This is a genomic window from Pseudomonas atacamensis (genome assembly GCF_017167965.1).
GTDB lineage: Bacteria > Pseudomonadota > Gammaproteobacteria > Pseudomonadales > Pseudomonadaceae > Aquipseudomonas > Aquipseudomonas atacamensis.
Genome location: NZ_CP070503.1, coordinates 3,491,698 through 3,516,708, shown reverse-complemented (window position 1 = coordinate 3,516,708; position 25,011 = coordinate 3,491,698). Strand labels below are relative to the sequence as shown.

Here is a 25,011-nt window from a genome sequence, read left to right as displayed (position 1 = left end):
AATGCGGGCTCTTGGGGCGACGGAAGGGATGAAGATTAGGAAATTGGCGTGACTTTCTGGTGACAGGGCTTTGGAGCATCTTCCGCTTTCGGCCAAAAGCACACCTTCATCAATGGTCGCTTCCTACCCGAAACGGACGTTGATCAAACCTGCTCTCCCGGAATCTCGATATTTGACTCGATCTTTTTGCCCATACTGATTCGCGGCTCGATCAAGTAGCCCAGAGACTCGTAGAAGGTTTTGACATTTTCATTTGAGCTGAAGATTTGCAGGTTGATTTTCATACAGCCGCGCGCGGTCAGCGCGCCCTCTGCATGACGGACCAGATTCATCCCTATGCCTTTTCTGCGGTGCGAAGGGTGCACCGTCACCGAGTACAACCATCCGCGATGGCCGTCATATCCGGCGAGAACGGTGCCAACGACTTCTTGTCCTGACAGGGCCACATAGAAAAGGCCATCGGCTGCGGCCAGTTTTTTATCGATAGCCAGGCTGGGGGTGTTATGCGGGGTTTCGTAACCGAACACTGTTTCCCAGAGCTCCACGACGTAGCGGCGATGGTTTTCATTTTAGTAGTCGGCGATAGCATTCATGGTGTCGTCCTCGAATTGAAAGGGTCTGACGCTAGCTTCTTGGCGTAGATAATGTCCACTGTCTCTTTTTGGCCAAAAGCGGTCATCCTATGCGGCAAGAGACAGCAGTCCATAAATGATTTTTTTTGGAAAACTCAGGGAATTTGATAATGCCGCTCAACCGACTCGACTTCACCACACGCTTGCTGATCGATGCCGGCATTGGAGAAGGGATGCGAATCCTGGACGTAGGTTGCGGTTCGGGTGATGTTTCGTTTTTGCTGTGTGATCTCGTGGGAAGAGACGGGGAGATCATCGGCGTTGATCACGATGCCGCTGCCATTGCCTTTGCACGCCAGCGCACCGCAGGACATGCGCTGACCTTTCTCGAGGGAGACCTGCAGGAGTTGCCAGACTCTATCGGCACTTTTGACGCCATCGTCGGCAGGCGCGTCCTGATGTATCAACCGGATGCGGTGGCGACAATCCGAGCGCTGTCGCAGTGTCTGCGTCCCGGTGGGATCATGATCTTCCAGGAACACGATACGACGATGGCGCCCGCCAGCGTCGAGCCTTTCCCTTTGCATGAAAAAGCGCAACGTTGGTTACAGCAAATGCTTGCTCACGAAGGAGCGGATTTGCACATCGGGTTCAACCTGCACGGCATTTTCACTCAGGCCGGCTTGACCGTTGAAAGCGTGCGCGCTGAGTGCCTGATACAAACGCCTGATGCGCCGTACAGCCTTGGCGCCATCGTTCGAGCATGCTTGCCACGAATCATTGCATTAGGAGTAGCCAATGCAGAAGAGGTGGACATTGAAACGTTGCAGGCGCGTCTGGATCAGGAGCGTTCAGCTTCTTCGGGTATCTACGTCGGTGATGTGATGTTTGGGAGTTGGGCTCGGAAAAATTGACGTTTTGAGAGGCGGATACGAAGGGGAGGCGCCATTCATCGATACTAACCTGACGTCTAATGTCGCGGTCATTACGGGCCGGTCTACCGCACTTGGGTCTAATTCATGAACTAACAGGCAGTCTCAAGATGCGATCCTCGATGGAATTGGACTTGTGTGGCGTGAGTATTCTGGTTGGTCCTCCACATTTACGCCGATGTCAGTTCTGGAGCATCGCGGTGCGCAGCATGTCCTGGTTGGCCATTCCTCACCCAACACGCTACCCTCGCCCTAATTACCCATCCATCGACCGTCACAGTGAGTCACGGTCCGCATTGAATCAGGACGATGAACGACAACTCCTTCAAACTCGCGAACTACTGGCGAAATTGCCTGGCCGACGCCGAAAATGGCAACGGCGCCTTGTCCACCAGCCAAGCCCGAAAGCTCACCGCTTTACCCATCGAGGCCTTATTCTCAGGGTGTGTGCCGGCAGAGCAGGTGAGTCTCTTATTCGCCAACGAAACCGCTGAATCAGCCTGTGTAGAGATCACCCTGCGGCCCTTGGTTTACAAGTCTCGCCTGGAGCACCGCAAAGCCCGAAACGGACTTCCGGCGTTCATCACTCCAGTTGTATGTCGAGTGTTGGTCGCCCGCGATGGTCGTCTTTATCCGACATCGCAAACCCTGATGCCCCGCGATATTCTCGAACCGCTGGACCGCGATAATTTCGTCATCGGTGCCCAAGTCGACGTGGATGCGTTTTTGTCCACCGAAGATGTGCCGCTGTTCGCTCCATCCGCCGAGGGTGAAGAGCTGACCGCAGACCAGCACCGGGACAAGTGGAATGCCTATGTCCATTTCTGCATGGAAATGTTCCGCAAGGTCACCAGCGGTTGGGAGGGGGCAGAGGATGGCTTCGACCTGGTGAACTTCTGCTATTTGTTCAAGGAAGAGAAAGCTGACGGCTTCAGTCGCAATATCGTCGGCCTCTACGACCACTTGCGCGACAGCAAGCCCGACGCACCATTATTCGACCGCTTCGCTCAGCGCGATTCCAGCCCTGACGAAGTTTGCTTGCCCGCCAACAGCCAGTTTGCCGTGCGATTGGGCCATGCTGGAGACGAATATGCCCTGACGCCCGCCCAACGTGATGGCTTGGCTCATGTTCTCGTCGCGGATGTGGGGGATGTGCTGGCCGTCAACGGGCCGCCGGGTACCGGTAAAACCACCTTGCTGCTTTCGGTCGTCGCCTCGCTCTGGGCCAAGGCCGCATTGGCCGGTGGCGAGCCTCCGGTGATTGTGGCAAGTTCCACCAACAACCAAGCCGTGACCAACATCATCAAAGCGTTCGGCAAGGACTTCTCAGAGGGGAGCGGTCCTTTTGCGGGGCGCTGGCTGCCCGATATCAACAGCTTCGGCGCTTACTTTCCCAAGTCTTCGGCCGAGGCGGAAATGGCCCGCACCTACCAGACCAAAAGCTTTTTTACCGAGCTTGAGTCGCAGTCCTATCTGGACAAGGCGCAACAGGCCTACCTGGCCCGCGCCACCATCGCCTTCCCCCATGATCGGAGCCTGAGCGTCCAGGGCGCGGTCAAGCAGCTCCAGGTCGCGATCCGTTCGCGCCAGCAGCAACTCACCGATATCGAGTACGCCTGGGCCGAACTGGTCGGCGCCCGCGAAGCCATCCGGACACTGCTGGGCGATGATCCACATGCAGGCATTGCGCGTCTTGAGGCACAACGCCTCAACCACGCCGAAGAGCTTGCGAACGCGCAAGCACGTCTGAAGGTTTTCAAACACTACCTGGCCCATGAGCCGTGGATCTACACACTGTTCGGCTGGTTTGGCCCGGTCGCTGGCAAACGTCTGCGTTTGGCGAAATTACATTTCGATGAGGCTAGCACCGAGCTGCAAAACGCCGCCAGTATCAGCGAAATCGAGACCCGGTTGACGGCCTCCGTGGCTCAAGCCAGCAAGGCCCAGGAAGTCGTCGTGGCCCGATTGCAGCAGGCCCGGCAATTGCTGCAAGCGGAGCAACGTCACGTATTGAATTGGCAGGCCGTGATTGCTGTTCTGCCTACCCTTACCGACAGGCCTGCTGCCCAAGTGACTCTCAACGACTGCGACAGGTGGGCGGACACTTCCCTGCGTTTCGAAATCTTCCTGCTGACTACCCATTATTGGGAAGGTCGTTGGCTTATGGAAGTCGCCGAAAGCCTGCCAGAGATCCTCAAGAGCCGCGGCAAAAACGGCCGCAAGACCCTGGAGAAAAACTGGCGGCGGTGGATGAAGCTCACGCCCTGCGTTGTGGCCACCTTTTTCAGGCTGCCCAAGGAGCTGCACTGCAAGCGGCACGATGGTAACGGCTTCGTCGACGACTACGCGCTGAACTTCATTGATCTACTGATCGTCGACGAAGCTGGCCAAGTCCTTCCCGAAGTCGCCGCGCCGTCGTTCGCGCTCGCCAAGCAAGCGTTGGTAATCGGCGATACTCAGCAGATCGAACCGATCTGGTCGATTCCGGCCGCGGTCGATATCGGCAACCTGATGGGCGCCGGTCTGCTATCGCGCGACAAGGTCGATGATGACTATGCCGCCTTTTGCGATAGCGGCCGTAGCGCGGCCAACGGCAGCGTCATGGCTATCGCCCAGGCGACCAGTCGGTACCACTACGATCACGACCTCGCCCGAGGCATGTATCTGTATGAGCACCGTCGCTGCTACGACTCGATAATCGAATACTGCAATGCCCTTTGCTACAAGGGCAAGCTACAGCCGCGGCGCGGGCGAAAACTGGAAGATGGTTTGCCGGGGCTGGGCTACCTGCATATTGATGGAGTGTGCCAGAAGAGCAATGGCGGTAGCCGTCATAACCTCTTGGAAGCGCAGACGATCGCTGCGTGGATTCAAGCGAATGGAGCCGAGCTGACAAAGCGCTACAAGAAGGAACTGTGGGAAATTCTCGGCGTGATCACGCCGTTCGGCGCGCAGACGCAGGCGATCGTCAAGGCCTGCACAGCACTGGGCATCAAGACCGGTAAAGGCGATGGCGAGATGACTGTCGGTACGGTTCATTCCTTTCAGGGCGCGGAGCGGCCGGTGGTGATTTTCTCTGCGGTCTATTCCAAACATGCCGATGGCGAATTTATCGATCGCAAGGACAGCATGCTGAACGTTGCCGTTTCTCGGGCCAAGGACAGTTTCCTGGTGTTTGGCGACATGGACCTGTTCAGCCAGGTGCCGATAAGCAAGCCGCGCGGACTTTTAACCAAGTTTCTGTTTACAGATTCGACGAACGAGCTGATTTTCGAGTATCAACCCAGAGATGACTTACAAACAGCGCGTACAGGATTGAGCCACCTGCATGAAGTTGAAGAGCATGATCGGTTTCTGATGCAGACGCTTGAAGCGGCTCGCCAGCAGGTTCAGATCGTAACGCCTTGGGTCAGACTGCGATGGATGCTGGAAAGCGGCGCGATGGAAATCATGGGTAACGCCGTTCAGCGCGGCGTCCAAGTGGTGGTGTATACCGACCTTGGGTTCAACACTGGCATCAAGCGCGCCAAGCCGGAGGGCGATCCTGAGAAAGTCGTCGAATTCGAAGGCGCGATTGCAGCGCTGAGAATGCGGGATGTTCAGGTGTGCGTGGTTAACAAGGTGCACAGCAAGATAGTTATGGCCGATGAGGAGTTACTGTGTATCGGCTCGTTCAATTGGCTGAGTGCGCAGCGCTATGGCGACTATGTGCACCATGAAACTTCCATGGTCTATCGCGGCCCTGATGTAAGCGGCGAACTTGCGATCAACCGCGCTAGTTTAGCGCAACGGGTGACCTCCATTCCGAAGAGAGCAACGTCAGCTTAGCGCTCGACATAGGCGTCCGCTACTGGCCGAAATCTGCCATCCGTGAAGGGCAGCTTTCGGCCGGAAGCTGTCGCTCGCAAACCACTTCAGCCCCGACGTGCCCCGTTATAGAAGTTGACTCTTTTTCCTTTCGCGGAACAAAATCGCGGCGAATCTCTCATTCGATTATGCCGCAGCGGAATGTCTTTATATGTCGATTGATCTCGATGAACTACTGGAGCGTGTGAACGACGAGCAATCGTTCATCGCATTCATCGATGCTCTGGGTTCGGATTTTGCCAGTCAACCCTTGCTAGATAATGTGACGCTATTAAAGCGCGATGAGTTGCGCGTTTCGCAGTGGGAAAATGGTTCTGTTGATACTTTTCTCGAAGCAGCAGCTGCTTGGGCAACCGACAGTGCTCGGAATTCTCCGAGCATTTCAGAAACAAATATATGGCAGCGGTGTGCATCCATTCTGTTAGCTGGCAAATTCTATGAGTGAGCCTTGGCAGGCGAATCTGCGAATCTGCGAACCTGCGGTAACCCACTGTGTGCACGAGCTCTTTTGTAGATTTGCCCTTCAGCGAGCATGAAACCTGGCGATAACCTGTCGGGCGACTCGGCCCCAAGCGTTGTCCTCCCATTCATGAACGGATTCAAAATTGCGCAAGTTCTCGATTCCTCTATGCCTCAGCCTCTTGGCCTTTCTTCTTGTTACCTTCGTGATCGCACTATGGCGGAGCCCTTATAGCCTTCCTGTCTTGATCGCCTCAGCTTATGAGGAGGGGCTGATAGTCAGCCGCAACCCTGGCAAAGCCGCAGACTGGTACTTGAGCGCTGCAGAAAAAGGCGACCCTGTCGCGCAATACAAGATTGGCATCATTCAATACTACGGTCGAGGCGTCGAAGTTGATCGACCCAAAGGTATGCATTGGATAACTGAGTCGGCCGATCAGGGATACGCCGACGCACAATATTACATGGGGGTTGCAAGCGTCGCGGGTGGAGAGGTGGCCAGTGATTTTGTCCAAGGCACGCAATGGTTCAGCAAGGCAGCAGAACAAGGTCATACCAAAGCTCAACGACAACTCGCTATCTTTTATGACAAAGGTTACGGCGTTGAGGCAAACGACCAACAGGCGTTCAAATGGGCTAGCAAGGCAGCCGATCATGGAGATGCCGAGGCTCTGACTCTATTAGGCACACTCTATTTTTCCGGTAAAGGAATTCCAGCCGACCCTCAACACGCCGTCAAATTGCTCACCCAAGCGGCCAATGCTGGCGATAGTTTTGCATTTGAATTATTGGGAGCGGTCACTTTACAAGGCACCGGTACTCCTAAAGACGTACCCGCCGCATTGCGTTGGTATACCCGTGCCGCCGATCAGGGTCGGGTCAACGCCCAGTACGTCCTCGGCTATCTCTATAGCAGTGGCGGGGATGTTCCGGTGAACTATCCACTTGCCAATCACTGGCTGTTGCAGGCGGCAGTTCAAGGTCACGCTGTGGCGCAGATTACCCTCGCCGTTCATTTCGATAATGGGCAGGGCGTCAGCCGTAACAAGCTCAAGGCTTGCGGATTGTTGCGTGTGGCGCTTAAACAGTCGCTGCCGAGCGATATTGCAGACCCCATGCGCGAGCAGCTTGAGAAGGAAGAGAAAACACTTTCGCCGCAGCAACTGGCTGAGATATCGGCTCTGGAGAACCTCTATTCAAGCCCGCCGGGTCTCATGGGACTCAAAGGTGATCTGACAAGCGAACAGTAAGCTGCAGGGGTGGGCCTAGTATCGCGTTTTTCATTTATCATGCACGCCGCCCGGTCCGGCGGTTTCAGCCAGACGGCTGCATTGCGAATTTCAAATGGAAGGATTCCCGCGTCATGTCCAATACGTTGTTCCGCACACTGGCTTTGTCCAGCCTGTTCGTGCTCGCCAGCTGCACCACCGCAACGCCAACCGCACCGACACCTGTCACCTCCAAAGCCATTGAAGCTTTTATCGACATTTGTCTGAAAACCGCCCCGTCGTTCGCCGGCTCGGCTGAAGCGGCCAAGAGGAACGGCATTACCGAGCTTGTGGACATGGGCTTCACGCGCATCGGCTTCACCGCAGACAAAAATCTCTCCGTGCAACTCTCCGAAAAGGAATGCGTCGTCGCCACTGAGACTCAGTCGGATGACAGCCTGACCCGACAATTGCTGAGTGCCGCGCAGATTTACTCGCAAACGCCGGTCGCTGATCGTGTGCCGTCGAAGGTGCGTATTCAGGACAACAACTTCATTCTTCAGCATGACCGCAAGGGCGGTGAGACTTATGTGTTGTTGAGGAACAAGTAAGCGGCATGCTTGGTCGATGCCTGAAGAAGCCCGCTTTGCGGGCTTTTTCGTATGGGAGATTTGCTGAGTTGGGCAGCCCCGCGCGACGGCGATTCAATTCCTGAGTACACATTTCGTTTTAATCGTAAGCAAACTGATCAATCAACCCCAAGCGAGGAACACGCGTATCGGGCCGCAACAAAGCGCCAGGAGCAATCACAGCGTTTGCGCCAATCTTGCAGCCGTCACCCACCAGCGCTCCGAACTTGCTGACGCCTGTGTCGATCACCTGATCTTCATGGCGGATCCTGATATCAGCCCCGTCCAGTTCGTTCCGGTAGTTGGCGATGATCGCGCCGGCTTCAATATTTACCGCTTCGCCAATCAATGAGTCGCCGACGAAGTTGAAGTGGGCAAGCTTGCTGCCATCGAGCATGAAGGTACTTTTCAGCTCACAGCTGGGGCCAACAATGCAGTTTCTGCCTAGATACACACCACCGCGAAGATAAGCGCCCGCCGCCACGAAACAGCCCTCGCCGATGATGATTGCGCCTTTGAGAACGGCGCCTTGCTCGACGATGGCGGTTTCATGAACGGCGCAATTATCGTGGCGCCGGTATCCGGCGCCCAGCATCTCAAGCAATGCGACGATTCGGTTCTCGCAATCCTGGGTCACCGTCCAAGGAGCAGTCGAGTCCACGCCCAGTAATGGCCATTGAGCGATGTAATCTTCGATTTTTGGCGATTTCATAAGAATCTTCCGAATAAGCAAGAGTGGGGCAGGGTGGACTGTCGGCGACTTGAACGACTCGCTATGCCTGCCAGTCGTACCTGTACAAGCATTTTCAAGGTACGGCGCAATGGATAAGACAATTACCGTGGATCAACTGGCAACCACTGATCTTGGATCAATCAACGAGATATGGCTCGGCGGGACCCATACCCAGTTATGCCTATGGCGTGCTGAACAAGTCTTCACCCACGAAATGCTCAGCGAGGGGACCCATGACCAAAATGTGCGACGTCTGTGCTTGCAGTTGGTTGACCCTGACGATCGAGACGCAGTGGCCCGTGTTGAGGCGGTAGCGCGCGAACGACTCGAAGAAATGGGCAAGCAGGGCGAGTTTTACCCGGCCGAGGCGGCGGACACTCGTCAATAGCCGCTGCGCATCTGATGAAAAGCGCTGCTGCCAAAGCAGCGCCTCAAGCGGGCTCCTCAACCCTGCGCACATCCCCCAACGAATCGCGCTGCATCGATTGCAAATTCTTTTCGATGGTTTCGCACAGCGCTTCCATTTGAATCTGGTGTTCGCTGTGGCGAAACGGGCTTTGCAGGTCGGTGCCGATGCGTTCGATGGCCAGCAGCATGAACCCGACCACGGTCGACGCCAGCGGCGTGAACCAACCGAGGGATTCCACCAGACCTATCGGGACGATCAGGCAGAACAGCGAAATGAACAACCGTGGGAAATACACATAAGGGTAGGGCAGCGGGGTATTGGCGATCCGCTCCATGCCGCCTTGGCTGTTGGACAAGTCCACCAGGGTCGACTCAAGCCGCGCCAGACGAATACTGTCCAGATGCCCGGCCTTGTATTCGCGAGCGAGCAAAGTCGCCGAGCCGGTAAGGATATCGTTGGCAAAGTTATTGGTTGTGCCACTGCGGGCGAATTCTTCGGCGGGAATAAACGCCCGCACCTCGTCGGGACATGGCTGCCCCTGTAGGTGCGCGGCGAGGCAATTCACGTAAGCGACGTGGCGGCGCAACAGCGTCGATTTGACCGGGTTAACCTCGCCACCAGCGTCGTCCAGCAGCGTCAGCACCTGCCGGGCGAAGCTGCGGGAATTGTTGATCATCGATCCCCACAGCGTCCGCGCTTCCCACCAGCGGTTGTAAGCGCTGCTGTTGCGAAAACTGATCAACACGATCAACGCCGAACCGAGCAAGGTCAGCGGCATCAACGGCAGGTTCAGCTTGGCGTTGAGAAACAGCATGAAATCGACGGTGACGGCGATGTCCCAGAGCAGCAACCAGAACAAAGACCAGCCTACGTAACCCAGGGTCTTGATGATCAGACGGTACTTTTTGACGATGGCAGCTTTCAAACGGAAACCTCGTGGCGAGCAGTTTGCTTAAACGCTTAAGCTCGGACGATGCCTGGCACCCGCAGTTCCCTGGTGGGGCGGTCAGCCGTCAGTCAGTCTGCAAAGTCTGGCCCTGTGCATGGCGAATGCTTTCAAGAAATATCCTCGTCTCTCGATTGGATCGCAGATGAACCACCCGGCAAGCCGATGGCGCCGTTAACACGAATTGGCGCATTTTGGCTCGCGAGGTTTTTCTCGTCCGCCACATGAACTTTAGAAACTCCGGCAGATTCGCCAGCTGTTCGGGGCAGTTTTCCGGCAAGTCAGGCCGAGACTGACCGTGGTTGAGCAGCGTTCTACGCAGGACGCGCAAGAATCGAAGCGGTGGCGAACGATCGATCCAGATCAGCAGATCTGCACGGGCGATGCGATTTTCCCAAGTGGTCGAATGGCCACCTTCGAATATCCAGCGATCACGCGCCTCGACCTCCAGGCAGAGTCGGGTCTTCTCATCCGGGCTTCGCTCGATCCAGCCTGGCTGCCAGTGGATCGTGTCGATATGCACGACCGGCAACCCCGTGCGCTTACCCAGTTTGCGCGCCAACGTACTTTTGCCAGACCCAGGCTGACCAACAATCATCACCCGTTGCATCGAAGCTCCTTCTCGCTCTGCAAGCTGATTTTTTGGGCGGGCGATTCTACGGCAATGCCTGTCTCCGTCAATGACTCTTGAGCGCTACGCTGGGTTTTGCCGCGCCGCCGACAAATTGGCTCGGCGGTCCGCCCGCTCGCCGAGCCGCCATCCCAGCAGCCCCCACAGCAGTGCACACAATGCGCCGACCAGCGCCGCCATGCCTGCACCTTGGCTGAGGGCGTCCAGCGCGCTTTTCGCCCAGGCACTGATGGCATCGCCGGCGCGGTAGACCACGGTGTCGATGAAGTTCTTTGCCTTGTACTTGCTTTCGGCATCGAGCGGGGCAAACAGCATCTCTCGGCCTGGACGCACGAAGGCGTATTCACCGATGCGGCGCACGATCATCAGCGCGGCGATCAGGCCAAAGCTGGGCGCGAAGATCAGCCCGATGAACCCGGCACACATGACCAGCGGCACCATGGCCAACAGCACGCCGACGCCGAGCCTTTGCGCGAGGCGTCCGGTGATGAACAGCTGACAGAGCAGGGCGCCTGCCTGCACGACAAAGTCGATGATGCCGAACACGCGCACCTGCGCCTCGCGGTCCGGGAAGTGTTCGGCGACGACGCGTGCCTGCTCGAAGTAAAGGAAGGTGGAGACTGTCGCCAGCAGCACCACAAAGCCGCAGATGCCGAGCAGATAGGGTGATTTCAGAACGGCCGTCATACCGCTGAAGGGATTGCCCGGCAACGGCCTGCGGGGGCTTTCGCTCGGCGCGGCATCGGGGCGTCCTGCGCCACCCCGTTCACGCCAGCGCATCAACTGCCGCTTGAACCACATCGCAGCGGCCAGCAGAACAGCGGCCAGCAGCATCAGGCCGGACTCGCCCAGCGGACCGATCAGCAAGGCGCTCAGCGCAGGGCCACTCAGGCCGCCGACGCTGGCGCCCGCCGCGATGAACGCGAACAGGCGTTTGGCCTGGGCACTGTCGAAGACATCGGCCATCAGGCTCCAGGCGACCGATACGACAAACAGGTTGTAGACCGATATCCACACATAAAACACGCGCGCCAGCCAAGGGCTTTCCTCGCCCAGGAACAAGGCGGCGAACAACAGCAGATTGGTGCAGAAGAACCCGTATACCCAGTCCACGAAATGCAGGCGCGGTACGTGTGCGCTGAGCCAGGCGAACAGCGGAACGGCCGCCAGCATGACCAGGAAGGTCGCGGTGAACAGCCACTGCAAGTTCTCGACGCCGGCAGTGATGCCCATCGATTCGCGGATCGGACGGAGCATGAAATAGCCGGCGAACAGGCAAACGAACAGCAGAAAACCGTTGAGCGCAGGGCGCAGCTCGTCAGCCTCGGCATTGATGATGGCGCCGGCGCGGTGGGCGAGAAGAGACGTATCCATGTTGCGCTCCTGTGGGAGTGGCGGGGCAATGGCACGGGGCCTGCCCGTGCCGGGCGGTCAGCGGTAGGTGACGCCGGTCAGTCGCTCGGAGAGTTGCCACAGTGTGGCCGAATTCGAGCGATCGGCAGCGGCCGGCGGCATCTTGGCGAAGCCCAGCGGCCCGCGCTTTTCGTTATCACCGGTAGGCCCGTAGTAGCCACCGCCGACAGCCTCCAGCGCCGTCGCTGCATACAGCGTGGGCAGCGCGCCCTGCGCTGCGGAATGATACAGGTCCCGCTCTACAGCCCATTGTTTGCCGAATTCACTGTCCAGGCCAGGCCCCCGGGCGATCAGCTCCGTCACGGCAACGCCGGGGTGAGCGGCGATGCTGCGTATCCCCCAACCGGCGGCATCGCTGCGCTGCTGCAGCTCAATACTCCACTTTAGAACCGCCAGTTTCGATTGGCTGTAGCTGGCGAAAGGGTCGTAACTGCGCTCAGCCTGCAGGTCATCGAAGTTCAGGCTTGCGCGCCCGGCGGCAATGCTCGACAGGCTGACCACCCGACCATCGTCGCTTTTGCGTAGCAGGGGCATCAGCAGGCCGGTCAAGGCGAAATGCCCCAGGTAATTAGTCGCCAGTTGCATCTCGTAGCCATCGGCCGAAACGCCTCGAACAGGCGGCGACATGATCGCGGCATTGTTGATCAGCACGTCGAGCCTCGGCAGGCGCCCTTGCAGACGGTTGGCGAGGTCGCGCACCGATTGCAGATTGGCAAGATCCAGCGTTTCGAATTGCACGCGCGCCTCGGGCACGGCTTGCTTGATCTTCGTGATTGCTTCGCGGCCGCGCTCGGCGTTGCGTGCGGCGATGATCACCTCGGCACCGGCGCGCGTCAGGGCCAGCGCGTCTTCATAGCCCATGCCGCTGGTCCCTCCGGTCACCAGCACGATGCGGCCTTTCTGGCTGGGCATATCGTGGGCAGACCAGTCCGGCTTCGGCTCCGTTCGGGAAGTCGCCTGCGCAGCCAGTGTGCCGGCCATCGCGGAAATGGCGAACAGCATTCGGGTGGCCTTGAGAAGGCGTTGGGTCGCGGTATTGCTTGGCGTAGCGGGTGAATGGCTCATCGGGGCATTCTCATTCGCGTGACAGGTTCCCGGTTGGCGGGGGCGAGTGAGCAGTATCGGTGTGCGAATGCGCGAGGATAAGTCGGGCATTGGTGGATGGCCCGTACGGCATGGCGTACAGTCAGCCGCTTGCGGAGGAAGCGTTCATGCGTAAACCAAACCTTACCGATGTGTCGATATTTGCTGCGGTGGTCGAGGCGGGGGGATTTCGTGCTGCCGCGCAAAAACGCGGGCTGTCCGCCTCGTCGTTGAGCGACTGCATGCGTCGGCTGGAAAGCGACCTGGGCGTGCGCCTGCTCAATCGAACCACGCGCAGCGTCACGCCGACTGCCGCCGGCGAGCGATTGCTCGAGCGCCTGCGCCCGGCCTTGCAGGAAATCGACGCCGCTTTCAACGATCTGGACGACGACGCTCAGCGCCCGGTCGGCACGCTCAAACTCAACGTGCCAGTGCCGGTGGCACGCTTTCTGTTGCCCGACCTGCTGGCGCGTTTTCTACGCCTTTATCCAGGGATTAGTGTTGAAGTGGTGATGGACAACGCCTTTGTCGACGTCAACGCTGGCGGCTATGACGCCGGCGTGCGCTATGAAGAGAGCCTGGCCAAGGACATGATCGCCGTGCCCATCGGCCCGCGTCGCCAACGCTTCGTTGCAGCGGCCGCCCCGGGCTATCTGGCTGAACGCGGTACGCCTACTCACCCCGAAGAACTGCCGAGCCATGACCTGCTTGGCCATCGGTTCGAGAGTGGGAAAGTCGGCGTATTCGAGTTCCATCGAGACGGCCGTATCGTACGTATCCCGCCTCAGGGGCAACTGCTGACGTCGTCGCACGATCTGAAAATTCGCTCGGCCATCAACGGACTGGGCATCGTCTATACCTTCGAGGACTTCCTGCGCGAGCCACTCTCCGATGGTCGACTGGTGCCGATTCTCGAAGACTGGTGGCAGGCCTTCGACGGCCCGTTTCTTTACTACCACGGCCGCCGTCACATGCCTTCGCCGCTGAGGGCGTTTGTGGATTTTTTGCGGGGGGAAGGGCGGATTGCGGAGAGTGCAGGTGTATTCGGCGCTGTTTCGTGAGGCTAATGCATGGTCTGCCAGCAGGGCGCGCATGGCGACGGGCAGCAATCGGCCACAAGCGGACATTCAAGATACGGTTAGATGCCCTGAAGCCGCGAAGTCATTTCAGCTTCGAGCGTCTGCAGGAAAACTTTCACTCTAGCGGGAATATACTGGCGGGTCGGGGTGACGGCCCAGACAGACAACTGTTCCATGCTCCCGTCAGTCAGCTGGATTTCCTTCAGAGAACCTTCTCGCAATTGGGGCAAGACGTCCCAGTATGCGAGCATCGCAATGCCCAAGCCTTCGATTGCAGCATCGCGTACGGCGCCAACGTTACTAATCATCACCCGCCCCTGTACCCGCCGCCGAACGATCTCGCCGTTCACCACAAAAGGCCATTTCGGTACAGCCTGAAGAACAATGCACGAGTGCTGATCGAGCTCCGCTACGGTGCAGGGCGTACCGTGCTGTCGCAGATAGTGAGGGGCCGCACAGAGAACGCGTGGATTGGGTGCGATACGCCTGGCAACCAGTTCGGAATCGGCCAGAGGCGCCACGCGCAGTGCGAGGTCAAATCCGCGCCCCACCAGATCGACTACTGTATCGGAAACATCGAGCTCCACCTGTAGATCAGGGTATCGCTGCAACAGTTTCGGCAGCATGGGCAAGACAATGGATTGTCCAAAAACACTAGGTGCCGTCATCCGCAACAATCCTGTCACCCGGCTCGACGAAGGCTGTAACTCCCCAATCGCACTCTCCTCGGCCTCGATCATGGTATGGGCAAAGGGAAGGAATGCTTCGCCCTCGGCAGTGAGCGACACTGCTCTGGTAGTGCGTTGAAACAGCCGCACACCCAATTCCCGCTCGAGCGCAGTAATACGCCGTGACACCTGCATGGGCATCACATCGAGTCTGCGCGCCGCATCCGACAGGCTGCGCGCAGCCGCGACAGCAAGAAATATGCGCAGGTCAGTAGTCAGCATGATTGCATCCTTTTCCGTTATGCCGGCTTCACACAAAGTCGGCTTGGTCGAGCCCCAACCCCTCCGTACTATCTATCACAGCAGGCAATTACGCCTTGGTACGCTTAGAAACGAGGTGCAGCCATGAACCACTCGTCCCCATCGATTTTAACGCCATACGATATCAAGAATTTCACCCTCCGCAATCGCTTGGCGGTCGCCCCCATGACTCGCGTCAGCGCCACGCAAACCGGCGCAGTGACCGACACAATAGCGCGCTATTACGAACGCTTCGCCAAAGGCGGGTTTGGATTAGTCATTACCGAAGGAATCTACACTGACCAACGCTTTTCCCAAGGCTATCGCTTCCAGCCAGGCCTGACGGACACCGAACAAACCCTCGCATGGCGAACGGTCACAGACCGAGTTCACGCTCAAGAATCTGCTATTTTCGCCCAACTCATGCATGCCGGAGCTCTGAGCCAAGGGAATCGCTTCACCCGGCAAACCGTCGCGGCCTCGGCGACTCGTCCCAAAGGCGAGCAAATGCGGTTCTACTATGGAGAAGGCAAGTACCCGGTGCCCACGGCGATGACGGACGAAAACATCGCTGATGCCATTGCTGGCTTCGCTCAGGCTGCGAAGCGGTCAGTTGTGGATGCGGGCTTCGATGGTGTCGAGATACATGGAGCGAATGGTTACTTGCTTGACCAATTCCTCACCGATTACACCAATCACCGCAATGACCGCTGGGGTGGCAGCACGCAACAACGCATCGGGTTAATTCTGGAAGTAATCAAAACCGTCCGGGAAACCGTGGGGGCTGTTCCCGTTGGCGTTCGGATCTCTCAAGGCAAGGTCAATGATTTCGGGCACAAATGGTCGAACGGCGAAGACGATGCCGAAGTCATTTTTGGCTCCCTCAAGGACGCCGGGGTCGACTACATCCATTTGACTGAATATGAGGTGTGGCAACCTGCTTTCCTCAGCAGCACAGAAAGCCTGGTTGCGTTGGCGCGTCGTCATGCGCCCGGGGTCGTGTTGATCGCAAACGGCGGCCTGCATGACGAGGAACACTTCGACGCCGTGCGGGCCGATGGGGCAGATATTCTGGCTATCGGAAAGGCAGCACTGGCGAACCCAGACTACCCCAACCGCCTTGCCGATCGCCGCCCTCTGGCAGCGTTTGACGCGTCGATTCTAGGCCCTATCGCAAATATCAAGGAAAGTGAGCTGGCCATGTAAGTCAACTGACAGCTACTTAACGTTGCCTCCAGATAACTCGCTTTCGGTCGACTTCAGCCAGTTACGAAAGGCAGCCATTGCCCGAAAGCGGACGTCCGTGAGCGGCCACTATCGGCCAACAGCGGGCGTTCACCAAGACGGCCTTCAGTCAATCGCGGCGTTTGGCCTTGGGGCTGTGAAAACACCCTCTCGGCAAAAGTTTAGATAAGCGCAAGCGGGAGGTTACTGATACGGACATATTGTTGTCGATTTAGCTACGCGAACCTATGTTAGCAATCGACTGGCCGGTATCGTTGTAGTAAATTTAACACCTTCGGTTTTTCCTTTTCGGACATAGAGCATGGAAGTCGAACCTACGGTATACCAAGTCTTCACTCCTGCCACACCTGCTAATTTAACATTCATTGAAAGAGATGAAATTAATAACAACTTGGTAAATGCGCTTCGAACTCCAGGCAAGCAAATCGTGATTTATGGGCATTCTGGATCTGGAAAGTCCACGCTAATTAATAAAAAACTAGAACGACTTTACGAGAGTCATGTGATTTCTAGATGTATGCAAGGGATGAGCTTCGATCAGTTGGTACTCGATGCTTTTGATCAACTATCTCCATTCTTTACAACTGAAAAAACCGCTAGGAACTCTGACAGTGTAGGCGTTCAACTGAACGCAACTTATCTAGGGATAAAAAATCAAATATCCGGTCTCGGCTTGCGAGAACGTTCCGATAAATCGATTAGGCTATTGCCTCCACAGCTTACTCTCCAGAATTTAGCGCGTTTTATGGGGCAGGCAAAAAGCTGCTGGATACTTGAGGACTTTCATAAGATAAATGAAGGTGACAGAGCTCTTTTATCTCAGGCAATGAAAGTTTTTGTAGATATGGCTGGTGAATATAACACTTTAAAGATAATCGCTATTGGCGCAGTGGATTCGGCTCGACAGGTGGTTAAGTATGACAATGAGATGCGTACAAGGGTAGCAGAGATTCATGTGCCACTAATGAACGTGCATGAGTTGCAGGATATAATAATTAAGGGCGCTGAACTAATGAATTTACGGTTCGACTCATCGCTCAGCTCTACAATAAGCCACTATGCGGCTGGCCTACCGTCTATTTGCCATACCCTTTGTTTGAATATCTGCGTACACTTGGACTTTAACACCCCAAGAAAAGAGCTTGTAGTTATAAAAAAAGAATCACTGCAGCCTGCGCTAAAAATGTACCTGGATGAAGCGTCTGACACTTTAAAAATGGCTTTTGAAAATAATCTTAAGCAATCAAAAGTAAAAAAATATAATAATGCCGAGTTGATTGTTAAGGCTCTCTCTGAGCTTCCACAAGAAGGAGGAACTAGAGCTGATATTTTTAAAAGAATAGCAAAATACGAAAGCGATTACCCCCAAGGCAATCTAACAAAATACCTGAAGCAAATGTGCGAAACTGAAACCACACCATTGATTCGCTCTAGCGAAAACTCTGGAAAGTACGCCTTTATAGATCCATTATATAGAGCCTTTGCCATGGTTTTAGTTTCAAGCTCGGACTCACAAGATCCGCACGAACTAATCGACTGGAATGATGTGATAGCAAACTTCATCAAGAACTTTTCAACTGAAGAGTTAACAAAAAGCATTCACACCCACAAGATTAACTACATGCATAAAAATTAACATCACTAATAGATTTATGGCTTTACGATAACATTTTCGATAGCAATTTCAGGTGGCTCGGATGGATCAGGGATCGTTGAATAGTGAGCATGGTCATGTATCAAAAGACGAGAAAATCTACACGATTACTCGCAAAGGACTCTCAAAACAGTCTCAGGCGGTCATCGGCGCCATTATAGCTTTCGCTGCCACTGTGGCTTTTACATACGGGATTTTGTCATTCAATCGCCCGGATTTAGTCAATGAGGCACGAGCTAATTTGGGCGGAACACTGGCCATATTATTTGGTGTAGGTGTAGCCGCTGTTACATTCACTGCGCAAATAGCAATGCTCGGGACTGCTACTTTTGAAAAGGTTAATACCCCGGAAGCCAGGGTGAAGTTCGCTTCTTCGGTGTCGAATTTATTGGCTTTGGTTCTCCGCTTAACAACCGGAATTGAGTTCACTGAAGCAGAGGAGGGCAAAAAGAAACAAGAGGGAACGAAAGATCAATCTAGAGAAAACACATACTCGTACGAGGCGGCTTCGACAGAAACATCATTCGAAGTATATGTTTCAAATATTCTTCGCTCTCTTTCAGCATATGCTGCGAGCTCGGAAGTCACAGCAACAAAACTATTGGACAAAGGCGTTGCCTTCATGGCGGGCGGATTAGTTTTTTACGTGTTAGCAATTGTGATCTGGCAAGTTTTCGCTAATCTTACTAAGCCCGATGCTCACGTCATGTATGTAGGTATGATCGCTTGCTCTATGACGTTTGTGATTGTGGAATTCCTAGCGGCATGGTTCTTTAAACAATATCGTTACTACGTTGAAGTGTCATTATCTTGTTTGCGAGTGAGATCTGTCTATGATAGATACTTGCTGGGTTACTACGCATTAAGAGAATTTGAGGGTGAAGAGGGCATAGACGCTCGTGATAGGATGATGGAAGTTCTGAAAGAGGATGTGAACTGGCCAACCTACAAAGGAAGCGCCTCCAATGATTTTAACTATATGATTGAATCAATGAGCACGGCCCACACTTCAATTGAAAAATTTAAGAATATTTTCCAGCAGAAAAAAGACGAATCTTAATAAAAAGTCTTTAAATACAAAACCTGGAAACTTTGACACTTAAACTGCCTCAAGCTTTGTAAGCTTATAGGGTATGGTGAGAAACAGCAGCGAGCACTGTCTTGTACGTAAAAAAGACGGCATTAATTAACAATCCAGATACATTCGCCCTGACCTTTTAACTGGCAATGCCATGTAAGGGGAATAATATTTAAGCGGTTTTTAATATAGGTTAATTATGTCATCTTCGGGATGTGAAGAGCGATATTTGGGTTGCATCTGCGCACGAGGATCGGCGGGTTAAAAATTGAAGCATTCTAGGATAGGCTGAACTGGTTCTTGAGCGACACCGAACTGTGCAAGTTGCGAGGAATAGGTTCGGGCGGTAATAGTCGCGAGATCAATGTCCGCTATTGGCCCAGAGTGTGTAAAAACGCGCTGATGCACTGTCGGCGCGCAGCGCTGACGGTTGTTAGCTGAGTAATTGCTCACAACAAGTCCTGCGGATCATCACGAGGGTCTGGGAGCCCCTCGCGCCGCTTCTACCTTGCTGGGTGGCCAAAATACAGACCTCTTCAGGCCGACAGCGCCTTCATTAAACTGCTGGTACCGAGAATTTTCATGATTCGTTTCAAGTTGTAGGCGAGGACGTTCAAGCTCATCTCCGCACTTACTCCGTTCAGCTTTCGTGTCAGGAAATGTGTGGCGCCCATCCATTGTTTGAGTGTCCCGAAGGGATGCTCGACCGTACGCTTGCGGACTCGCAACATGTCCGGCGCGTTGCTCAGCCTGTTCTGCATTTCCTCCAATACGGCTTCATGCTCCCATCGCCGAACTCGCCGTTGCTTGCTCGGTGTGCACTTCGATTTCAGCACGCATCCCTGGCAATTAGAACTCCAGTAACGGTGCAGCGTCAGGCCTTTTTCAACGCTGGAAAAGCGCCAGATCAACGCCTCTCCAGCGGGACAAATGTATTCGTTTTTTGCCGCGTCATAGATGAAGGCATCGTTATTGAAACGTCCGTCAGCCTTGGCTCCAGAGGTCATCGGTTTGGGCACATAGGCGGTGATGCCTGCATCGTGACAAGCCAGGATTTGTTCGCTTTTGAAGTAACCTCGGTCAGCCACTACCGACAACGTATCTGACGCCATCGCCTCGCGGGCCTGCTTGGCCATCGAGCTGAGTAGATCGCGGTCGGAACCGACGTTGGTCACCTCATGCGCAACGATCAAATGGTGCTGGGTATCGACCGCTGTCTGCACGTTGTAACCGACGATTCCAGTGCCGCGCGTCATCATGGAACGGGCGTCTGGATCGGTCAGTGAGACCTGTTTATCCGGTGATTCGTTGAGCTGAGTTTCAATGACCTGCAACTCTTTCATCTGAGCTTTGAGTTTGTCGATTTTCTCTTGCAGACGAGCAGCCTTGGGCTGAGCGACCGAGGGTTCTTGCCGATCGGTTTCGTCGAGCGCAGTCAGGTACCGATTGATAATTGATTCAATTTCTTCCATCCGCCGTTTCAGCTTGGCGCTGGTGAAATTGCGGTCGCGGTTATTGACGGCCTTGAATTTACTGCCGTCGATGGCGACCAGATTTTCTTCGAACAGTCCTAGCTGCTGGCACAGCACCACGAACTGGCGGCAGACACCTCGGATGGCCTTGCTGTTGTCTTTTCGGAAGTTGGCGATGGTCTTGAAATCGGGCATCAAACGTCCAGTCAGCCACATCAGCTCGACGTTGCGTTGGGCTTCTCGTTCAAGACGCCGACTCGATGGAATGCGGTTCAGATAGCCATAGATGTAGATTTTCAGCAGGATCGCGGGATGGTAAGCCGGCCGGCCAGTATCAGCCGGTATGGCGCCTTCGAAACCCAGTTTGACCAGGTCGAGTTCGTCGACAAAGACGTCGACTACGCGCACCGGATTGGCATCCGTGACGTAATCGTCGAGGCTCGCGGGAAGGAAGGTTTCTTGGCCTCGATGTTCACCTTGGATAAAGCGCTTCATGGGCGATCCCTGCGATGAAATCCTCAGAAATCATAGCAGGGCTAAGAGCGGTGTTCTGTTCAGATATTGATGCGTTTTTCAACCGCCTGTAGTTGCCTTACCGGGTCCCAACCACTCGGCGACGCTTGAGCTTTGCTCCACCAAAGCATTCCTTTAGAGATCCATAATTTCCGCAAATCAGCATGAGCAGATGTTGCGTCATCATAGCCAAACTGCGTACCGCAGGACGGGCACATGCCAAAAGAAGAGCAGCCAACCTCATCGTATGGAGGCTCTTCAAGCCCGGGGTATCCACAAACCGGACAAAGATATGAAACGTTGCTTGCAATCATCCAACCCCCAGATTTCTAGCATCTAGCCCACGTTTTCGGCGTACCTGCTGATTTCCGGAATCTTATACTGAATCTGAGCAACTGATGTCTGACCTGGGCTGAGTAGGAAAAAACATTAGAGTGGAAGCCGCTAACAAGCGGTTTTGACACACTCTGAGCCGAAAGCAGACATTCGCTGACATGCCCACCTACGTAAAATCTTGCAGCTTCCTGCAGGCAGATCCTTCAGTCGAACCTGGCGGGCTTATCAATTCAACATCGCCCTCTTTAAGCGGAATTCGCCTGATAACGTCGTCATAAGGCACCAGGTCGAGAAAGGCAGTGACCTCAACTGCCTGCAAGTTTCGCATACGCATAATCCATACGTAGCTGTTGCGATAAGGCGCGCCGTCGGCTGCGGTGGCGGTGCCGTCCCAGTGCACGACGACGTCATCGCCTTCAGCCCAGATATCCGCCACCGTCGGGCGTACGGGCGAGGCAAGCCGTTTTGCGAAAGGTTGGACTGCGCGTTTCAGGAAGTCATCTCGGCCGCGATAAGTACCCGCCGAGGGGCTCGTCCCCTTGATTGTCCAGATCACGTCGGGAGCCAGCACATCTATGAAGAACGTCCGGCCGCCTTGAGCCCACTGGTTGAACGCTTGCGCAATGAATTGGCGATTGCGTTCCGTAGTCGGTTCGCTGGCCACGGCGGGCGCCGGCCCTGCAATGAGTGTGGTGAAGACTAGTGCTAGCGCTGTAGAGAGGCGTTGAACAAGCGTCATTTCCTGTGCTCCTTAATCTATCCGATGAGCCCCGTCGAGTTGGATGGGCCGTTGTTGTTATCTGTAAGCCGCTAGTTGCGTTCCCACACGCCGTTGTTCTATATGAGGCATTGGCAAAGAATCGGCGCGGGTTTGGCCGGCAGTATCTCTGGGCTTCATTTGAAGTGTGACTTACGAGCGGAGGAGGGCTGTTGCAGGATCGTCCTGATTTCTTGCTTGATCATCCGATACCAGATGTCTAACCGCCGCATTCCCACGTTATGGAGTTGTGTTTGAATTCCCTTTCAAAGCTTGTCGATATCGTTGGTCGTCACGTCCGGGATGACGGCATTCACAGCACCGCGATTCCGGGTGTCAGCCTGATTCGTTCGGCTACGCCCACGATGCCTATGCCGGTGATGTACGAGCCAACACTCTGCCTGGTCGCCCAAGGACGTAAACAAGCGATGCTGGGCACTACCGCCTATGTTTACGATCCGGCCAAGTACCTGATTGCATCGGTAGACCTTCCGGTGATGGGCTCGGTCATCGAGGCGAGTGAGGCTGTTCCTTATCTGTGCCTGGCGCTGGATCTCGATACCGCTGTGTTGAGTGAACTTGCGCTGCGCCATCCGCTAAGAGAAGAGAGCGTCAGTGCGCCGCCGGCAGGCATTACGCTCAACGATACGACTCCAGAACTGCTGGATGCTGCGGTTCGGCTGGCCGGGCTGCTCGACAGGCCACGGGATATCGAAGCGCTCGCTCCGCTGGTGATTCGCGAAATGCTTTATCGCCTTCTAACCGAGAATGGCAACAGCATCATCAGGCAAATGGCACAAGCAGACAGCCGCTTGAACCAGATTGCCAAGGCCATTGCCTGGCTGCGCAGCCACTACAACGAAGCGTGTCGAATAGATGAACTCGTCGAAATCGCCGGCATGAGCCGTTCTTCGTTTCACACGCATTTCAAGGCGATCACCTCGATGAGCCCGCTGGAGTTTCGCAATCAGTTGCGGCTACAGGAAGCACGTCGGCTGATGGTCACCGAAGCGGTCGACGCCGCAGAGGCGGGATATGCAGTCGGATACGAAAGCCCCTCGCAGTTCAGTCGGGACTACGCCCGCTTGTTCGGCATGCCACCGGCGAAGGACGCCTGGCGGCTGCGCACGGACATTTGCGGGATTTGAATCCAGCACTTTTCTTCGCGCAGAAAAAAACGAGGCCGCATTTGCGGCCTCGTTTTCAATGTGTTCCGGACTACTATTTGACGCTCAGGTAATCGCCGGTCGTGGCTGGATGACGACTCTTCGCCGTGAGCATGATGGACGTCCTGAGCGATCTCCCAGGCTGGCTGCCCCGAGGTGACTGACAACGAATAGGTAAGCCCGGCCCAGGCCATGAACATGGCGAGAGCAAGCGCGATTACTACTGCCGTTGTCAGTGTTTTGCTGTACATGGCGTCAAAGGTTTCAACTCGTTGACAGGGCGCTCAAGCGATTTGCCTAATCCCCCCTGGGGGGATACGATTCCAGCGTAATTCATCGAGCCCTGAGACTCAACTCATGAGTGAACACGAACACGACCACAGCCATCCCCACACCCACCAAAGTCATGAGGCGATCATCAAACGTCTCAAACGGGCGGACGGGCATTTGCGCGGCATCATCACCATGATCGAAGAAGGGCGTCAGTGCGTGGATATCGCCCAGCAGCTTCATGCGGTCGAGAAAGCGATCTGCCAGGCCAAACGCACGCTCATCCAGGATCACATCGACCACTGCCTCGAAGATACCGTTTCGGCGCTAGGCAATGGCGAGCGCGCACCGCTGGAAGCCTTCAAACAAATCACCAAGTACCTTTAGGTCTGACATGCCCGATTTCGCTGAACTGTTGCAGCAAGGCGGGGCTCACGCCTGGCTGTATTTCCCGAGCGCGATTCTGCTCGGCGCCTTGCATGGCCTGGAGCCAGGTCATTCGAAAACCATGATGGCGGCCTTCATCGTGGCCATCCGTGGCTCGGTCAAACAGGCTGTTTTGTTGGGGTTGGCCGCAACGCTTTCGCACACCGCCGTGGTGTGGCTGGTCGCCATCGGCGGCATGTACCTGGGCAAAGGCCTGGATGCGCAAACCACTGAGCCGTATTTCCAGCTTGCGTCTGCTGCACTGATCATCGCGATTGCCCTGTGGATGCTGTGGCGTACCTGGCGCGGTGAGCAGATGTTCAAGTTCGAGCAAAGCGATGATCACCATCACGGCGAACACGACCATGGTCATCATGATGAAACGCACCGAATAGATACCGGCCATGGTCGTGTTGAACTGTCGATCTTCGAGGAAGGCATGCCACCGCACTGGCGCCTGAAGACGTTGAGCGGACACGCCTGGGCAGCCTCGGATGTTCGCTTGACCACGACGCGTCCGGACGGCAGCAGCCAATCGTTCGCTTTCGTCGAGCATGAAGGGTTTTTGCAATCGACGGTCGATATTCCGGAGCCGCATGAATTCAGCGCTCGCTTGAGCCTTGGGCATGCTGGGCATTCGCATGATTACGATCTGACGTTCCAGGAGCATGGTCATGGGCATGCGCATTCCGAATTGGAAGGCCTGGAGCTGTCGATTGATGGCTATCAGGATGCGCACGAACGTGCTCATGCCAACGACATCCGTAAACGCTTCACCAACCGTGAAGTGACCACGGGTCAGATCGTCATGTTCGGGCTGACTGGCGGCCTGATTCCCTGTCCGGCTGCCATCACTGTCCTGTTGCTGTGCCTGCAAGTCAAAGAAGTCGCGCTCGGTGGCATGCTCGTTCTGTGTTTCAGCATCGGCCTGGCGCTGACTTTGGTCACTGTCGGTGCCGCTGCGGCCATCGGTGCCAGACAGGCTTCCAATCGCTGGCCGTGGCTGGGAACCGTGGCGCGCCGCGCTCCTTACCTGTCCAGCGTGCTGATCATTGGCGTTGGCCTGTATGTCGGCTTTCATGGCTGGATCGGCCTGAGCGTATAAGGCGGGAGTGTTGGTGCTTTTCGTTGCGGCACTCAGTGCCGCCACCTGCCACCATAACCA

21 protein-coding genes and 1 pseudogene are annotated in these 25,011 nt (G+C 55.5%); 13 read left to right on the top strand and 9 right to left on the bottom strand.

Annotation, left to right across the window (positions count from 1 at the left end):
- Window positions 1-143: 143 nt before the first annotated feature.
- Window positions 144-560 (bottom strand): annotated as a pseudogene (locus JWU58_RS15810) (GNAT family acetyltransferase); the annotation flags it as partial.
- Between the two features lie 182 nt (window positions 561-742).
- Between JWU58_RS15810 and JWU58_RS15805 the strand changes: the two are divergent.
- The 5 genes from JWU58_RS15805 to JWU58_RS15785 all read left to right on the top strand — a co-directional run bounded on the left by JWU58_RS15805 (window position 743) and on the right by JWU58_RS15785 (window position 7,649).
- Window positions 743-1,486, top strand: coding sequence for a methyltransferase domain-containing protein (locus tag JWU58_RS15805; RefSeq protein WP_122601571.1), 744 nt, complete (start codon window positions 743-745; stop codon window positions 1,484-1,486).
- 327 nt (window positions 1,487-1,813) lie between these two features.
- Window positions 1,814-5,332, top strand: coding sequence for an AAA domain-containing protein (locus tag JWU58_RS15800; protein ID WP_122601572.1), 3,519 nt, complete (start codon window positions 1,814-1,816; stop codon window positions 5,330-5,332).
- Between the two features lie 190 nt (window positions 5,333-5,522).
- The gene (locus JWU58_RS15795) at window positions 5,523-5,816 is read left to right on the top strand and encodes a DUF7660 family protein (protein WP_206420502.1); all 294 of its coding nucleotides are present in this window, start codon (window positions 5,523-5,525) and stop codon (window positions 5,814-5,816) included.
- Window positions 5,817-5,976: 160 nt separating this feature from the next.
- Window positions 5,977-7,080, top strand: coding sequence for a tetratricopeptide repeat protein (locus JWU58_RS15790; RefSeq protein WP_206420501.1), 1,104 nt, complete (start codon window positions 5,977-5,979; stop codon window positions 7,078-7,080).
- A gap of 113 nt (window positions 7,081-7,193) precedes the next feature.
- The gene (locus tag JWU58_RS15785) at window positions 7,194-7,649 is read left to right on the top strand and encodes a hypothetical protein (protein WP_071171969.1); all 456 of its coding nucleotides are present in this window, start codon (window positions 7,194-7,196) and stop codon (window positions 7,647-7,649) included.
- Window positions 7,650-7,767: 118 nt separating this feature from the next.
- Here JWU58_RS15785 and JWU58_RS15780 read toward each other — a convergent pair whose 3' ends face one another.
- On the bottom strand, window positions 7,768-8,379 hold the full coding sequence (locus tag JWU58_RS15780; RefSeq protein WP_206420500.1) for a DapH/DapD/GlmU-related protein: 612 nt from the start codon (window positions 8,377-8,379) through the stop codon (window positions 7,768-7,770).
- A gap of 109 nt (window positions 8,380-8,488) precedes the next feature.
- Here JWU58_RS15780 and JWU58_RS15775 point away from each other — a divergent pair, with 109 nt between their 5' ends.
- Window positions 8,489-8,788 (top strand): hypothetical protein, encoded by a 300-nt coding sequence (locus JWU58_RS15775; protein WP_016774369.1) that lies wholly within the window; start codon window positions 8,489-8,491, stop codon window positions 8,786-8,788.
- Window positions 8,789-8,831: 43 nt separating this feature from the next.
- On the opposite strand, the gene JWU58_RS15770 is transcribed toward JWU58_RS15775, so the two are convergent.
- The 4 genes from JWU58_RS15770 to JWU58_RS15755 form a co-directional block, all read right to left on the bottom strand.
- Window positions 8,832-9,734, bottom strand: coding sequence for a bestrophin family protein (locus JWU58_RS15770; RefSeq protein WP_024012629.1), 903 nt, complete (start codon window positions 9,732-9,734; stop codon window positions 8,832-8,834).
- Between the two features lie 88 nt (window positions 9,735-9,822).
- Entirely contained in the window at window positions 9,823-10,365 is a 543-nt protein-coding gene (locus tag JWU58_RS15765; protein ID WP_150742645.1) for a P-loop NTPase family protein, read from the bottom strand.
- Between the two features lie 84 nt (window positions 10,366-10,449).
- On the bottom strand, window positions 10,450-11,760 hold the full coding sequence (locus JWU58_RS15760) for an NTP/NDP exchange transporter (protein WP_206420499.1): 1,311 nt from the start codon (window positions 11,758-11,760) through the stop codon (window positions 10,450-10,452).
- A 57-nt stretch (window positions 11,761-11,817) separates the two neighbouring features.
- Window positions 11,818-12,864 carry an SDR family oxidoreductase gene (locus JWU58_RS15755; protein ID WP_206420498.1) on the bottom strand — a complete coding sequence of 349 codons (1,047 nt, stop codon included), beginning with the start codon at window positions 12,862-12,864 and terminating at the stop codon, window positions 11,818-11,820.
- A gap of 146 nt (window positions 12,865-13,010) precedes the next feature.
- Between JWU58_RS15755 and JWU58_RS15750 the strand changes: the two genes are divergently transcribed.
- Entirely contained in the window at window positions 13,011-13,943 is a 933-nt protein-coding gene (locus tag JWU58_RS15750) for a LysR family transcriptional regulator (RefSeq protein ID WP_206420497.1), read from the top strand.
- 77 nt (window positions 13,944-14,020) lie between these two features.
- Here the strand turns inward: JWU58_RS15750 and JWU58_RS15745 are convergent, their stop codons facing one another.
- Window positions 14,021-14,911: a LysR family transcriptional regulator gene (locus JWU58_RS15745; protein WP_206420496.1), complete on the bottom strand. Its 891-nt coding sequence runs from the start codon at window positions 14,909-14,911 to the stop codon at window positions 14,021-14,023.
- A gap of 123 nt (window positions 14,912-15,034) precedes the next feature.
- On the opposite strand from JWU58_RS15745, the gene JWU58_RS15740 reads away from it, so the two are divergent.
- The 3 genes from JWU58_RS15740 (at window position 15,035) to JWU58_RS15730 (ending at window position 18,888) form a co-directional block, all read left to right on the top strand.
- Entirely contained in the window at window positions 15,035-16,135 is a 1,101-nt protein-coding gene (locus JWU58_RS15740) for an oxidoreductase (protein ID WP_206420495.1), read from the top strand.
- 340 nt (window positions 16,136-16,475) lie between these two features.
- On the top strand, window positions 16,476-17,810 hold the full coding sequence (locus JWU58_RS15735) for an ATP-binding protein (protein ID WP_206420494.1): 1,335 nt from the start codon (window positions 16,476-16,478) through the stop codon (window positions 17,808-17,810).
- Between the two features lie 61 nt (window positions 17,811-17,871).
- Window positions 17,872-18,888, top strand: a complete 1,017-nt coding sequence (locus tag JWU58_RS15730; protein WP_206420493.1) for a hypothetical protein — start codon at window positions 17,872-17,874, stop codon at window positions 18,886-18,888.
- Between the two features lie 554 nt (window positions 18,889-19,442).
- Here the strand turns inward: JWU58_RS15730 and JWU58_RS15725 are convergent.
- Window positions 19,443-20,873, bottom strand: coding sequence for an IS1182 family transposase (locus JWU58_RS15725; RefSeq protein WP_160769025.1), 1,431 nt, complete (start codon window positions 20,871-20,873; stop codon window positions 19,443-19,445).
- Window positions 20,874-21,393: 520 nt separating this feature from the next.
- Entirely contained in the window at window positions 21,394-21,966 is a 573-nt protein-coding gene (locus tag JWU58_RS15720) for a nuclear transport factor 2 family protein (RefSeq protein ID WP_206420492.1), read from the bottom strand.
- Between the two features lie 272 nt (window positions 21,967-22,238).
- Between JWU58_RS15720 and JWU58_RS15715 the strand changes: the two genes are divergently transcribed.
- From JWU58_RS15715 to JWU58_RS15705, 3 genes are all read left to right on the top strand, one after another.
- A complete protein-coding gene (locus tag JWU58_RS15715; protein WP_206420491.1) occupies window positions 22,239-23,132 on the top strand; it encodes an AraC family transcriptional regulator in 894 nt (297 codons plus the stop codon).
- Between the two features lie 375 nt (window positions 23,133-23,507).
- A complete protein-coding gene (locus tag JWU58_RS15710) occupies window positions 23,508-23,807 on the top strand; it encodes a metal-sensing transcriptional repressor (RefSeq protein WP_016774379.1) in 300 nt (99 codons plus the stop codon).
- Window positions 23,808-23,814: 7 nt separating this feature from the next.
- A complete protein-coding gene (locus tag JWU58_RS15705; protein WP_206420490.1) occupies window positions 23,815-24,951 on the top strand; it encodes a nickel/cobalt efflux transporter in 1,137 nt (378 codons plus the stop codon).
- Window positions 24,952-25,011 lie beyond the last annotated feature (60 nt).

Coding starts and splice junctions, on each gene's coding strand:
- JWU58_RS15805 (WP_122601571.1), top strand. CDS start 743: ATGCCGCTCAACCGACTCGACTTCACCACACGCTTGCTGATCGATGCC.
- JWU58_RS15800 (WP_122601572.1), top strand. CDS start 1,814: ATGAACGACAACTCCTTCAAACTCGCGAACTACTGGCGAAATTGCCTG.
- JWU58_RS15795 (WP_206420502.1), top strand. CDS start 5,523: ATGTCGATTGATCTCGATGAACTACTGGAGCGTGTGAACGACGAGCAA.
- JWU58_RS15785 (WP_071171969.1), top strand. CDS start 7,194: ATGTCCAATACGTTGTTCCGCACACTGGCTTTGTCCAGCCTGTTCGTG.
- JWU58_RS15780 (WP_206420500.1), bottom strand. CDS start 8,379: ATGAAATCGCCAAAAATCGAAGATTACATCGCTCAATGGCCATTACTG.
- JWU58_RS15775 (WP_016774369.1), top strand. CDS start 8,489: ATGGATAAGACAATTACCGTGGATCAACTGGCAACCACTGATCTTGGA.
- JWU58_RS15765 (WP_150742645.1), bottom strand. CDS start 10,365: ATGCAACGGGTGATGATTGTTGGTCAGCCTGGGTCTGGCAAAAGTACG.
- JWU58_RS15760 (WP_206420499.1), bottom strand. CDS start 11,760: ATGGATACGTCTCTTCTCGCCCACCGCGCCGGCGCCATCATCAATGCC.
- JWU58_RS15755 (WP_206420498.1), bottom strand. CDS start 12,864: ATGAGCCATTCACCCGCTACGCCAAGCAATACCGCGACCCAACGCCTT.
- JWU58_RS15750 (WP_206420497.1), top strand. CDS start 13,011: ATGCGTAAACCAAACCTTACCGATGTGTCGATATTTGCTGCGGTGGTC.
- JWU58_RS15745 (WP_206420496.1), bottom strand. CDS start 14,911: ATGCTGACTACTGACCTGCGCATATTTCTTGCTGTCGCGGCTGCGCGC.
- JWU58_RS15740 (WP_206420495.1), top strand. CDS start 15,035: ATGAACCACTCGTCCCCATCGATTTTAACGCCATACGATATCAAGAAT.
- JWU58_RS15735 (WP_206420494.1), top strand. CDS start 16,476: ATGGAAGTCGAACCTACGGTATACCAAGTCTTCACTCCTGCCACACCT.
- JWU58_RS15730 (WP_206420493.1), top strand. CDS start 17,872: ATGGATCAGGGATCGTTGAATAGTGAGCATGGTCATGTATCAAAAGAC.
- JWU58_RS15725 (WP_160769025.1), bottom strand. CDS start 20,873: ATGAAGCGCTTTATCCAAGGTGAACATCGAGGCCAAGAAACCTTCCTT.
- JWU58_RS15720 (WP_206420492.1), bottom strand. CDS start 21,966: ATGACGCTTGTTCAACGCCTCTCTACAGCGCTAGCACTAGTCTTCACC.
- JWU58_RS15710 (WP_016774379.1), top strand. CDS start 23,508: ATGAGTGAACACGAACACGACCACAGCCATCCCCACACCCACCAAAGT.
- JWU58_RS15705 (WP_206420490.1), top strand. CDS start 23,815: ATGCCCGATTTCGCTGAACTGTTGCAGCAAGGCGGGGCTCACGCCTGG.